The sequence below is a fragment of the Microbacterium sp. K41 genome, from assembly GCF_004794395.1.
Classification (GTDB): Bacteria; Actinomycetota; Actinomycetes; order Actinomycetales; family Microbacteriaceae; genus Microbacterium; species Microbacterium sufflavum.
In genome coordinates this window covers 1-12,083 of the sequence record NZ_SSDO01000168.1, presented here as the reverse complement: position 1 = coordinate 12,083, position 12,083 = coordinate 1, and the positions used below count along the sequence as shown (strand labels likewise).

Below are 12,083 nucleotides of genomic sequence, written 5' to 3'. Positions count from 1 at the left end.
GTTCACCGGCCATCCCGCCCTGGCCCGCCTCCGCGTCCGGGAGTCCCGGCGGCGCGTCCTGGCCGCGTCGCGCGCCAGGGGCTCGCGCGACAACGCGAACGACAACCGTCCGGTCCTGCGCGAGATCGTGCGCCTGCGGGCCGAGCGCGCCGCACTTCTCGGGCACCCCTCGCACGCGGCATACGTCACAGCCGACGAGACGGCGGGCTCTCCCGAGGCGGTCGAGCGGATGCTGCGCCGGCTGGCTGCTCCGTCGGCCCGCAACGCGCGCGCCGAGCGCGCGGCGCTCCAGGCGCTGGTCGACGAGTCGGAGCCCGCTCCCTTCCCGGTCGAGGCGCACGACTGGGCGTTCTACACCGAGAAGGTGCGTACGGCCCGCTACGACATCGACACGGCTGCGCTGCGCCCCTGGTTCGAGGCGGAGCGCGTGCTGCAGGACGGCGTGTTCTTCGCGGCGACCCGGCTGTACGGAGTCACCTTCCGCGAGCGCGACGACCTGGTCGCGTACCACCCCGGGGCCCGGGTGTTCGAGGTGCGCAACGCCGACGGTTCCCCGCTCGGCCTCTACGTGCTCGACCTCTACACCCGCGACTCCAAGCGCGGCGGCGCCTGGATGAACGCGATCGTCAGCCAGTCACGACTCCGCGGCAGCGCGCCCGTCGTGGTCAACAACCTCAACGTCCCCCAGCCCGGAGAGGGAGAGCCCACGCTGCTGACGCTCGATGAGGTGACGACGCTGTTCCACGAGTTCGGGCACGCCCTGCACGGTCTGTTCGCGACGGTGACGTATCCCCACTTCGCCGGCACCAACGTGTTCCGCGACGTCGTCGAGTTCCCGAGTCAGGTCAACGAGATGTGGATCCTCTGGCCCGAGGTCCTGGACAACTACGCCCGCCACCACGAGACGGGAGAGCCGCTCGACCCCGCGATCGTCGACCGCCTCCGGGCAACCGAGACCTTCGATCAGGGACACGCGACGAGCGAGTATCTGGCCGCCGCCTGGCTCGACCAGGCCTGGCATCGGCTCTCCGTCGACGACGACGTGGACGACGTCGCGGCGTTCGAGGCCGCGGCGCTGGCAGACATCGGGCTCGACGACCCCGCCGTGCCGACGCGGTATTCGTCGACGTACTTCGCGCACGTGTTCTCCGGCGGTTACAGCGCGGGGTACTACTCATACATCTGGAGCGAGGTGCTCGACGCCGACACGGTCGAGTGGTTCCGGGAGAACGGGGGCCTCACCCGCGAGAACGGCGACCGCTTCCGGGAGCGTCTGCTCGGGGTCGGCGGGTCGAAGGACCCCCTGGAGGCGTATCGCGACTTCCGCGGCCGCGACGCCGAGATCGCGCCCCTCCTGAAGCGCCGTGGACTCGACGGCTGACCCGTGGCACCCTGAGCACATGAACGCCTTCTCCGACGCCCCGTTCGGGCCTGCCGACCGGCTCGACCTCGACCCCGTCCCGCTCGCGGTCATCCGCCACGAGGCGCTCCGTCTCGCCGATCTCCGTGACGCCTTCGACTCCGGGTACCGCGCCATCGGCGACGCGTTCGCCGCCGGCACGCTGCTTCCCGCCGGTCCGGCACTGGCGATCTACCACGGCGACCCGATGGGCGTGTTCGATCTCGAGCTCGGGTTCCCCGTGCAGGCCCCGCCGTCCGACCCCCTCGCCACCGGTGACGGCACCGCCATCGTCGCATCCACGCTTCCGTCCGGATCCGCGGTGGCGACCACCGTCCTCGGCTCCTACGACGGTCTCGGGGCCGGATGGGCGGCTCTGGTCGCACGGGCGGCGGAGGCGGACCTCCATCCGCGCGGCGTCTGGATCGAGGTGTACGTCTCCGACCCGGACACGGCGCCGAAGGACCTGCGCACCGACCTCATCATGCCGGTCGGTTGACCGCCCCGCCGGCGTCGGTCGGGGTCAGGCGCTCTTGCGCTTGCGCTCCATCACCACGGTGGGCGGGGCGCCCTCGTCGACCGCGGCGCGCGTGATGATGACCTTCGCGACATCGTCGGCGGACGGGATCTCGAACATGACGGGGCCGAGCACGTCCTCGAGGATCGCTCGGAGTCCGCGGGCACCGGTCTTGCGCTCCACCGCGAGGTCGGCGATCGAGCGCAGCGCCTCCTCCTCGAACTCCAGCTGCACGCCGTCGAGTTCGAACATGCGCTGATACTGCTTCACGAGCGCGTTGCGCGGGCCGGTGAGGATGTCGATCAGCGCGGCCTGGTCGAGCGGCGACACGTTGGTCACGACCGGCAGACGCCCGATGAACTCGGGGATGAGGCCGAACTTGTGGAGGTCTTCCGGCAGCACCTCGCTGAACAGGTCGAGGTCCTTGCCCTTGTCGTGCAGCGGGGCGCCGAAGCCGACGCCGTGCTTGCCGACGCGCGCCGACACGATGTCCTCCAGCCCGGCGAAGGCGCCGGCCACGATGAACAGCACGTTCGACGTGTCGATCTGCAGGAACTCCTGGTGGGGGTGCTTGCGGCCGCCCTGCGGCGGAACCGACGCGACCGTTCCCTCGATGATCTTCAAGAGTGCCTGCTGCACGCCCTCGCCCGACACGTCGCGGGTGATCGAGGGGTTCTCGGCCTTGCGGGCGATCTTGTCGACCTCGTCGATGTAGATGATGCCCTGCTCGGCGCGCTTCACGTCGTAGTCGGCGGCCTGGATGAGCTTGAGGAGGATGTTCTCCACGTCTTCACCCACATAGCCCGCCTCGGTGAGCGCGGTGGCATCGGCGACGGCGAACGGCACGTTGAGGCGCTTGGCGAGCGTCTGTGCCAGGTAGGTCTTGCCGCAGCCGGTCGGCCCGATGAGCAGGATGTTGCTCTTGGCGATCTCGACCTCTTCGGCCTTCTGCTCCGCCGGCTGCAGGGTGCCGTGCGCACGGACCCTCTTGTAGTGGTTGTAGACGGCGACGGCGAGGGCGCGCTTCGCGGGCTCCTGGCCGACCACGTACTCCTCGAGGAACGAGAAGATCTCCCGCGGCTTGGGCAGTTCGAACTCGGCGACACCCTCGGCGGACGACTCCGCCATGCGCTCCTCGATGATCTCGTTGCACAGCTCGACACACTCGTCGCAGATGTACACGCCGGGACCCGCGATGAGCTGCTGCACCTGCTTCTGGCTCTTTCCGCAGAAAGAACACTTGAACAGGTCAGCGCTTTCACCGATGCGGGCCATGCGCGTCCTCCTATGGGGGATCAGAGATCGTCCTTCGAGCCTAACCGCTGCATGCGACACCGGGCCGCATTGGCGCGGACTCGCTTCCGCGCGGCCCCGGCATCGAGAAGGGCCCCGCCCGCGGGATGCGCGACGGGGCCCCTCGTGCGGTCCGAGCTCAGACCATGCTCTTGGTGTGCCAGACGGTCTTCACCTCGGTGAACGCGGCGATCCGCTCGGGCGAGGCGACGACCTCGCCCGGAGCGACCACGCGCTTCAGGGTCTCCGCGGCGGCGATCTGCAGGTCGACCCAGTCGAGCGCTCCCGCGCCGGACAGATCGAGCGCGTTGACGTCCTGGTGCGCGGCGAGCCACGGCGCCATTTCCGCGGGCGACCCGGTCAGCACGTTCACGACACCGCCGGGGAGGTCGCTCGTGGCCAGCACCTCCGCGAGGCTGATCGCCGACAGCGGGTGCTGCTCGCTCGCGATCACGACGACCGTGTTGCCCGCGACCAGCGCCGGTGCCACGACCGAGACGAGCCCGAGCAGCGCCGAGTCCTGCGGCGCGACGATCGCGACCACGCCGGTCGGCTCCGGCACGGAGATGTTGAAGTACGGACCGGACACGGGGTTCGCGTTGCCCGCCACCTGGGCGTACTTGTCGCACCAGCCCGCGTACCAGACCCACAGGTCGATCGCCTCGTCCACCTGCGCGGTGGCCGCCGAGGACGACACGCCCTCCTGCGCCACGATCTCGTCGATGAACTGCGCGCGGCGCCCCTCCAGCACCTCCGCGACGCGGTACAGCACCTGGCCGCGGTTGTACGCGGTCGCCCCCGACCATCCCTTCACGGCCGCGCGCGCCGCGGTGACCGCGTCGCGGGCGTCCTTGCGCGAGGCCTTGGCGGCGTTCGCGAGGAAGCCGCCCTTGCGGGACACCACCTCGTACGTGCGACCCGACTCGCTGCGGGGGAAGGCCCCGCCGATCGCGAGCTTGTAGGTCTTCGGAACGCTCAGTCGCTTGCTCATGCTGCGGCTCCCTTGAGGTACGCGGTGAGCCCCTGGCGGCCGCCCTCGCGGCCGTATCCGGACTCCTTGTAGCCGCCGAACGGGCTCGACGGGTCGAAACGGTTGAACGTGTTGGCCCACACCACACCGGCGCGCAGCCGGTCGGCGACGGCGAGGATGCGCGAGCCCTTGTCGGACCAGATCCCCGCGGAGAGGCCGTACGGGGTGTTGTTCGCCTTCGCGATCGCCTCGGCGGGCGTCCGGAAGGTCAGCACGGACAGCACGGGCCCGAACACCTCGTCGCGCGCGATGCGGTGCGCGGCCTCGACACCGGTGAAGATCGTCGGCGCGAACCAGAAGCCCTGGTCGGGGATGGCGCAGTCGGCGGTCCAGCGCTCGGCACCCTCCGCCTCGCCGATGTCGCTCAGCTCGCGGATCCGCGCCAGCTGGGCGGCGGAGTTGATCGCGCCGATGTCGGTGTTCTTGTCGAGCGGGTCGCCGAGGCGCAGCGTCGACAGCCGGGCCTTGAGCCGGTCGACGACCTCGTCGTGGATGGACTCCTGCACCAACAGGCGGCTGCCGGCGCAGCACACGTGGCCCTGGTTGAAGAAGATGCCGTTGACGATGCCCTCGACGGCCTGGTCGATCGGGGCGTCGTCGAACACGATGTTCGCCGCCTTGCCGCCCAGCTCCAGCGTCAGCTTCTTGTTCGTCCCGGCGACCGCGCGAGCGATGTCGCGACCCACGCCGGTGGAACCCGTGAAGGCGACCTTGTCCACGTCGGGGTGGCGCACGAGCGCGGCCCCGGTCTGCCCGGCACCCGTGACGATGTTCACGACGCCCGCGGGCAGGTCGGCCTGCTGCAGGATCTCCGCGAACAGCAGGGCCGTGAGCGGCGTGGTCTCGGCCGGCTTCAGCACGACCGTGTTGCCGGCGGCGAGAGCGGGCGCGAGCTTCCACGCGAGCATGAGCAGCGGGAAGTTCCAGGGGATGACCTGTCCGGCGACGCCGAGCGACCGCGGGTTCGCGCCGAGCCCGGCGTAGTCGAGCTTGTCCGCCCAGCCCGCGTAGTAGAAGAACCAGGAGGCGACGAGGGGAACGTCCACGTCGCGGCTCTCCTTGATGGGCTTGCCGTTGTCGAGGCTCTCGGCGACCGCGAGCTCGCGCGCGCGCTCCTGCACCAGGCGCGCGATGCGGAACAGGTACTTGCCGCGGTCGCGGCCGCTCATCCTCGACCACGTCTTGTCGTAGGCGCGGCGGGCGGCGGCGACCGCACGGTCGATGTCCTCCTCGCTCGCGGACGCGATCTCGGCGATGCGCTTCTCGCTCGACGGGGAGATGGTCGTGAAGGGGGTGCCCGAGCCGTCGACGAACTCGCCGTCGATGAACAGGCCGTAGCTGTCCCGGAGGTTCAGGATCGCGGTGGACTCCGGTGCCGGAGCGTATTCCAGAAATGACATGGTGGTCTTCCCGTCAGTCGATGGTGACGTAGTCGGGGCCCGAGTAGTGGCCGGAGCGGAGCTTCTGTCGCTGCAGGAGCACGTCGTTGAGGAGGCTGGAGGCGCCGAAGCGGAACAGGTGCGGCTGCAGCCACTCCTCCCCCACGGTCTCCGCCACGGTGACGAGGTACTTGACCGCGTCCTTCGAGGAGCGGATGCCACCGGCCGGCTTCACGCCGATCCGCTCGCCCGTGCCGCGGTACCAGTCGCGCACGGTCTCCAGCATGAGCAGCGTGGTGGGCAGCGTGGCCGCGGGCTGCACCTTGCCGGTCGACGTCTTGATGAAGTCGCCGCCCGCCAGGATCCCGAGCCACGACGCGCGCTTGATGTTGTCGTACGTGTTCAGCTCACCGGTCTCCAGGATCACCTTGAGCGAGGCGTAGGAGCCGTCCTCGCGGCGGCAGGCCTCCTTGACCTGGGCGATCTGGTCGAACACCAGGCCGTACCGGCCGGAGAGGAAGGCACCGCGGTCGATCACCATGTCGATCTCGTCGGCGCCCGCCGCGACCGCCTCGGCGGTGTCGGCCAGCTTGATCGCGAGCGACGACCGGCCGCTGGGGAACGCCGTGGCGACCGCGGCGACCGAGATGAGGCCGTCGTCCGGGTCGCCGTGCAGGGAGCCCAGCGCCTCGACCGCGCCGCCGACCATGTCGCCGTAGACGCACACCGCGGCCACGCGCGGCGTGGAGGGGTCGGCGGCGTCGGGGGTCTTCGCCTTGGCGACGAGCGAGCGCACCTTGCCGGGGGTGTCGGCACCTTCGAGCGTCGTGAGGTCGATCAGACGGATGATGGTGTCGAGCGCCCAGGCCTTCGAGGTCGTCTTGATCGAGCGGGTGCCGAGACCGGCCGCCCGCTGCTCCAGCCCGACCGCGTCGACGCCCGGGAGTCCGTGCAGGAAGCGGCGCAGCGTGGCGTCGTCCGGCTCTCCGCCGAGGACGTCCACCGCCGCCCTGCGGCTGAGTTCTGTGGTGGTCACTGTTCCTCCAACAATGCTCGTGCTGTGGTCTCGTCGGTGACCAGCACGCTGCACAGGCCGCTGGTCACCACCGTTCGTGCGATGTCGTGCTTCGCGGGTCCCGCGGTCACGAAGACCGCGCGGTCGGCGCCGCGCAGCCGGTCGAGCGAGACGCCCACGGTGCGGGCGTCGAGCTGCGGGTCGACGATGTTCCCCTCCGCGTCGACGTAGCGGCCGAGCACGTCGCCGACGGCTCCGCGGCGTGCGAGCTCCTCGACGTCGTCCGCGCGGAGGTAGCCGTTCTCGACGTGCGCCGACGACGCGTCGCAGGGACCGGCGGTGAACAGGAATGCCTGCGCCTCCGCGGCCTCCTCGAGCACGGCCGCGACGGTGCGGTCGCCCTCGATGGCCCGCTTGGTCTCGACGTGCTCCAAAATCGCGGGACTCGGCAGCAGTGAGACCTGGCCGGACGCGCGCTGCGCGATCGTCACGGCCAGTCCTGCCGCGCCTCCGGAGCGGCGGTTGAGGCTGACCCCGCCGTTGAGCTGCACGACGGTGACGCCGTTGGCCCAGCCGTCGGGGAGCGCCTCGGCGACGGCGCGGAGGGTCTTGCCCCAGCTCACGCCGAGCGTGCGGGGTACCGGACGCATCGCGGTCAGGAAGTCGGCGGCCGCCTGGGCCACCCGCTCGAGCGTGCCGTCGTCGCCCTCCGGAGCGGGCACGACCACCGCGTCCTTGAGCCCGAAGCGCTCGACGAGCTCTCTCTCGAGCCCGAGGCGACGTGCACGGGGGTGCACGATCTCGATGCGCACGATCCCTCTCTCCCGGGCCTGGGTGAGCAGCCGCCCGACCTTCCAGCGGGAGATCTTGAGGAGGCCGCCGATCTCGTCCTGCGTCTTGTCCTCGTCGTAGTACAGCTCGGCCACGCGCACCATGAGCAGGTCTTCTTCCACGGCATCCTCCTTCCCTGTCCAGGGTAGGCCCGATTCAGCGTTCGCGCACGCTTCTGCTCATATGCGCACCCGACCCCCGTCCCGACGCACATCCGCCGGGCACGCGAAAGGGCGCCCGTCTCTCGACGGACGCCCTCTCGAACAGCGGGGCTTACGCGCGCTTGCGCGACGTGAGCACCTGGTCGACGATGCCGTACTCCAGCGCCTCGTGGGCGGAGAGGATCTTGTCGCGATCGATGTCGCGGTTCACCTGCTCCACGGGCTTGCCGGTGTGACGCGCCATGGTCTCCTCGAGCCACGTGCGCATCCGGAGGATCTCGGCGGCCTGGATCTCGATGTCCGACGCCTGACCGTGACCGGCCTCGCCCATCGCCGGCTGGTGCATGAGCACGCGGGCGTTCGGCAGGGCCAGACGCTTGCCCGGCGCACCCGCGGCGAGCAGCACCGACGCGGCCGACGCCGCCTGGCCCAGCACCACGGTCTGGATCTGCGGCGCGACGTACTGCATCGTGTCGTAGATCGCGGTCATGGCCGTGAACGAGCCACCGGGCGAGTTGATGTACATCGTGATGTCGCGCTCGGAGTCCTGGCTCTCCAGAACGAGCAGCTGCGCCATCACGTCGTCGGCGGACGCGTCGTCGACCTGCACGCCGAGGAAGATCACGCGATCCTCGAACAGCTTGTTGTACGGGTCCTGGCGCTTGAAGCCGTAGGCCGTGCGCTCCTCGAACTGCGGGAGCACGTAGCGGCTGGACGGCAGGTTTCCGGCGGACTGGAACGTGGGTGTGTACATGGTGTCCTCTCGCATCCTCACTCGGCGCCCGTGCCGCCGCCGCCGGTGACATCACTGGCGTGCTCGCGGATGTGGTCGACGAAGCCGTACTCGAGGGCCTCCTCCGCCGTGAACCAGCGGTCGCGGTCTCCGTCGGCGTTGATCTGCTCGACCGGCTTGCCGGTCTGACCCGCCGTGATCTCCGCGAGACGCTTCTTCATCGACAGGATGAGCTGCGCCTGGGTCTGGATGTCGCTCGCCGTGCCGCCGAAGCCGCCGTGCGGCTGGTGCAGCAGCACACGCGCGTTGGGCGTGATGTAGCGCTTGCCCTTGGTGCCGCTGGTCAGCAGCAGCTGACCCATCGAAGCGGCCATGCCGATGCCGACCGTGACGATGTCGTTCGGCACGAACTGCATCGTGTCGTAGATCGCCATGCCTGCGGTGATCGAGCCGCCGGGCGAGTTGATGTAGAGGTAGATGTCCTTCTCGGAGTCTTCGGCGGCGAGAAGGAGGATCTTCGCGCAGATCTCGTTGGCGTTCTCGTCTCGCACCTCCGAGCCGAGCCAGATGATGCGGTCCTTCAGCAACCTGTCGAAGACGCTTGTCGCGACGAGGGGTTCAGCCATGTCAGCTCCTGCTTCCGTGTTTCAGTGATTCGAATCTACCGGCGTCAACGCAGCACTCAGGTCGTGTTCGCCGTCGGCATATCAGGTGTCGCGCTCGGCCATCTCCTGCGCGTACGCGGTCATCGAACGGTGATAGCGCGGCAGGTGCGGAACCAGCGCCAGCAGCGCCACCGAGAGCCCCTGATGCGGGCGTCCGGCACTCGCGAGGATCAGCGCATGCACCACGGCGACCGCGTCGCGGTACGGGCCGTCGGCGGAGGCCTCCTCCTCGGTGCGGATCACCGCCAGCGCCTCGTCGTACTCCCCCAGGTTGCGCAGCGAGCTCGCCAGCTGGATCACGCACTGCGGGCGATGCTCCTCATCGAGCCCGAGAGCCAGCGCCCGGCGATACAGCTCGACCGCCTCGGCCGGGCGCCCTGCGGAGTCCCTGGCGCCCGCCCGCTCGAACTCCGCCCGCGCGTCGTCCGGGCCGCGCTCGGCGGCCAGGGCGTCGATCCGTGCGATCGTCTCGTCGCTGACCTCGTCACCGGTCGCCTCGGCCCACACCTGCTCGACCCGGTCGTCCCACCCGCTCATGCATCCTCCTCGTCGATGCGAAAGAAAGAGGGCGGATGCCGCAGCATCCGCCCTCCTCACCGTTCGTGCGATCACTCGCCCTTGTCGGCAGCCTTCTTGGCCGGAGCCTTCTTGGCGGCCGGCTTCTTGGCGGCGGGCTTCTCCTCCGCGTCGGCGTCCTTCTTGGCCGGAGCCTTCTTGGCCGGAGCCTTCTTGGCGGGAGCCTTCTTGGCGGCGGGCTTCTCCTCCGCGGGCTTCTCTTCGGCGGCCTCGTCCTGAGCGGCCTCGTCGTCGGTCACCACGAAGTCGGACAGATCGACGGGCTTGCCGTTGGTGTCGACGACCTTGACCTTGCCCAGCGCGATCGCGAGCGCCTTGTTGCGGGCGACCTCACCGACGAGGGCGGGCAGCTGGTTGGACGACTGCAGCGCCTCGACGAACTCCTGCGGAGCCATGCCGTACTGCGCGGCGGACTGGATGAGGTACTGCGAGAGCTCCTCCTGCGAGACCTGCACGTCGGCCTGCTCGGCGATCGTGTCGAGCAGCACCTGCGTGCGGAACTGCTTCTCGCTCGCCTCGGTGACCTCGGCGCGGTGCACGTCGTCTTCCAGGCGGCCCTCGCCCTCGAGGTGGTTGTGCACCTCGTCCTCGATGAGCTGCGGCGGAACCGGGATGTCGATCTGCTCGAGCAGCGTCTCGACGAGCTTGTCGCGGGCGGCGGAACCCTGCGTGAACACGCCCTGCTGCGCGACGCGCTCGGCCAGGCTCGCGCGGAGCTCGGCGATCGTGTCGAACTCGCTGGCGATCTGCGCGAACTCGTCGTCGGCCTCGGGCAGCTCGCGCTCCTTGACGGCCTTGACGGTGACGGAGACCTCCGCCTCCTTGCCGGCGTGGTCTCCGCCGACCAGGGCGGAGCGGAACGTGGTGTCCTCGCCGGCGGTGAGCGACTCCACCGCGTCGTCGATGCCCTCCAGCAGCTCACCGGAGCCGATCTCGTACGAGACGCCCTCGGCGCGGTCGATCTCGGCGCCGTCGATCGTCGCGACCAGGTCGAGCTCGACGAAGTCGCCCTTCGCGGCCGGACGGTCCACGGGGATCAGGGTGCCGAAGCGGGCGCGCATGTTGTCGAGCTCGGCGTCGAGCGCGGCCTCGTCGGCCTCGACGGCGTCGACGGTCAGCGTGACACCCGCGTAGTCGGGGAGCTCGATCTCGGGACGGACATCGACCTCGATGTCGACGAGCAGGTCGCCCGAGAAGTCCTTCTCGTTCGGCCACTGCGTGATCTCGGCGGCCGGGCGGCCGACGATGCGCAGCTTGTGCTCGGTCGTCGCCTCGCGGAAGAACTTGTCGAGGCCCTCGTTGACGGCGTGCTCGATGACCGCGCCGCGGCCGATGCGCTGGTCGATGATCGGCGCGGGGACCTTGCCCTTGCGGAAGCCGGGGATCTGCACGTCCTGGGCGATGTGCTCGTAGGCGTGAGCGATGCTGGGCTTGAGGTCTTCCGGGGTGACCGTGATGCTGAGCTTGACCCGGGTCGGGGTCAGCTTCTCGACGGTGCTGTTCGCCATGCTGGTGTGTTCTCCTTGTGGTTTCCGCGCGGACGCGGCTGAAAAGTCGAGGATCTGAGTCGGGGCGACAGGAGTTGAACCTGCGACCTCCCGCTCCCAAAGCGGGCGCTCTACCAAGCTGAGCTACGCCCCGGGGAATCCGCACGCAGATTCAGCCCCACCGAGTCTAACGGACCGGAGCATGCCCGACCGTCCGCTATGATCGTGGGAGTCCGGACTCCGGTTCCGGGGGTGTAGCTCAATGGTAGAGTCTCAGTCTTCCAAACTGATTGCGCGGGTTCGATTCCCGTCACCCCCTCTCCCACGGCAGAGCGTCAGCGCTCAGAGCCGTTTCCGCATCTGCTGCGTCACGACCGCGTAACCCGCCGCGTCGTACATGCGGATCGCCGCCGCGTTGCCGCCGAACACGTTGAGCTCCAGCGCCTCGGCACCGGCATCGCGCGCCGCGCTCTCCACCGCGGCGAGCAACGCCCTGCCCAGGCCCTCTCCGCGGCGATCCCGCACGACCTCGATGTCATAGAGGAACGCGACGCCGGGCGCCCCTCGCGGGTGGTCGAGCCCCACCCAGGCGCGACCGATCGGACGTCCGTCCTCGTCGACCCCTCGCAGCACGAGCATGCGCGACGTCGCTGGTCCCTTCGGAAGCATCCGCGCATTCTCCGCCCGCGCGCGATCGACGGCGCCGTCCCGCTCCCACCGGCCGGCAGCGACCTGCTCCGCCGCATACTCGCGGGCGATCGCCCCCATCCGTTCCTCGAACTCGTCGGTCGTCATCCGTCGGACGCTCACCTGTGCCATCGACTCATCCTGTCACCGGCCGGTCGCGGGACGCAGCGCCGGTCCAATACGCTGACAGCAGATCTCCGCAGCCCGACCGGAAGGCATCAGCGAATGGGCACGTCGTGACGGACCCCGGCGCCCCGAGCGCCGCACCCGCCGGCCCCCCGGGAGGCGCGGGCCATCGGCTTCCGCCGCG

The 12,083-nt window shown here is 69.8% G+C and carries 12 protein-coding genes and 2 tRNA genes; 3 read left to right on the top strand and 11 right to left on the bottom strand.

Annotated elements, in window-relative coordinates; translation table 11 throughout:
- Positions 1 to 1,381, top strand: a 1,381-nt coding sequence (locus DW309_RS04480) for a M3 family metallopeptidase (protein WP_136044685.1), incomplete at its 5' end; no start/stop codon positions are given.
- Between the two features lie 19 nt (positions 1,382 to 1,400).
- On the top strand, positions 1,401 to 1,898 hold the full coding sequence (locus DW309_RS04475) for a GyrI-like domain-containing protein (RefSeq protein WP_136030891.1): 498 nt from the start codon (positions 1,401 to 1,403) through the stop codon (positions 1,896 to 1,898).
- Positions 1,899 to 1,922: 24 nt separating this feature from the next.
- Here the strand turns inward: DW309_RS04475 and clpX are convergent, their stop codons facing one another.
- The 10 genes from clpX to DW309_RS04425 all read right to left on the bottom strand — a co-directional run bounded on the left by clpX (position 1,923) and on the right by DW309_RS04425 (position 11,240).
- A complete protein-coding gene (gene clpX / locus DW309_RS04470) occupies positions 1,923 to 3,191 on the bottom strand; it encodes an ATP-dependent Clp protease ATP-binding subunit ClpX (protein WP_136030889.1) in 1,269 nt (422 codons plus the stop codon).
- A gap of 157 nt (positions 3,192 to 3,348) precedes the next feature.
- Positions 3,349 to 4,200 (bottom strand): aldehyde dehydrogenase family protein, encoded by an 852-nt coding sequence (locus DW309_RS04465; protein ID WP_136030887.1) that lies wholly within the window; start codon positions 4,198 to 4,200, stop codon positions 3,349 to 3,351.
- A complete protein-coding gene (locus tag DW309_RS04460) occupies positions 4,197 to 5,639 on the bottom strand; it encodes an aldehyde dehydrogenase family protein (protein ID WP_136030886.1) in 1,443 nt (480 codons plus the stop codon). Before DW309_RS04460 ends, DW309_RS04465 begins: the two co-directional genes overlap by 4 nt.
- Before the next feature lie 13 nt (positions 5,640 to 5,652).
- Positions 5,653 to 6,621 (bottom strand): deoxyribose-phosphate aldolase, encoded by a 969-nt coding sequence (deoC, locus tag DW309_RS04455; protein ID WP_378823225.1) that lies wholly within the window; start codon positions 6,619 to 6,621, stop codon positions 5,653 to 5,655.
- A gap of 29 nt (positions 6,622 to 6,650) precedes the next feature.
- A complete protein-coding gene (locus DW309_RS04450) occupies positions 6,651 to 7,586 on the bottom strand; it encodes a sugar-binding transcriptional regulator (protein ID WP_136030884.1) in 936 nt (311 codons plus the stop codon).
- Between the two features lie 151 nt (positions 7,587 to 7,737).
- Positions 7,738 to 8,379, bottom strand: a complete 642-nt coding sequence (locus DW309_RS04445; RefSeq protein ID WP_136044683.1) for an ATP-dependent Clp protease proteolytic subunit — start codon at positions 8,377 to 8,379, stop codon at positions 7,738 to 7,740.
- A gap of 17 nt (positions 8,380 to 8,396) precedes the next feature.
- Positions 8,397 to 8,984, bottom strand: coding sequence for an ATP-dependent Clp protease proteolytic subunit (locus tag DW309_RS04440; RefSeq protein WP_136030882.1), 588 nt, complete (start codon positions 8,982 to 8,984; stop codon positions 8,397 to 8,399).
- Positions 8,985 to 9,065: 81 nt separating this feature from the next.
- Complete coding sequence (locus DW309_RS04435; RefSeq protein WP_136044682.1) at positions 9,066 to 9,560, bottom strand: tetratricopeptide repeat protein; 495 nt, start codon at positions 9,558 to 9,560, stop codon at positions 9,066 to 9,068.
- A gap of 71 nt (positions 9,561 to 9,631) precedes the next feature.
- Positions 9,632 to 11,107: a trigger factor gene (tig, locus tag DW309_RS04430; RefSeq protein ID WP_136044681.1), complete on the bottom strand. Its 1,476-nt coding sequence runs from the start codon at positions 11,105 to 11,107 to the stop codon at positions 9,632 to 9,634.
- A gap of 59 nt (positions 11,108 to 11,166) precedes the next feature.
- Positions 11,167 to 11,240, bottom strand: a tRNA-Pro gene (locus DW309_RS04425).
- Between the two features lie 94 nt (positions 11,241 to 11,334).
- Between DW309_RS04425 and DW309_RS04420 the strand changes: the two genes are divergently transcribed.
- A tRNA-Gly gene (locus tag DW309_RS04420) sits at positions 11,335 to 11,405 on the top strand.
- A gap of 23 nt (positions 11,406 to 11,428) precedes the next feature.
- Here the strand turns inward: DW309_RS04420 and DW309_RS04415 are convergent.
- The gene (locus DW309_RS04415; RefSeq protein ID WP_136044680.1) at positions 11,429 to 11,905 is read right to left on the bottom strand and encodes a GNAT family N-acetyltransferase; all 477 of its coding nucleotides are present in this window, start codon (positions 11,903 to 11,905) and stop codon (positions 11,429 to 11,431) included.
- Positions 11,906 to 12,083: the final 178 nt, after the last annotated feature.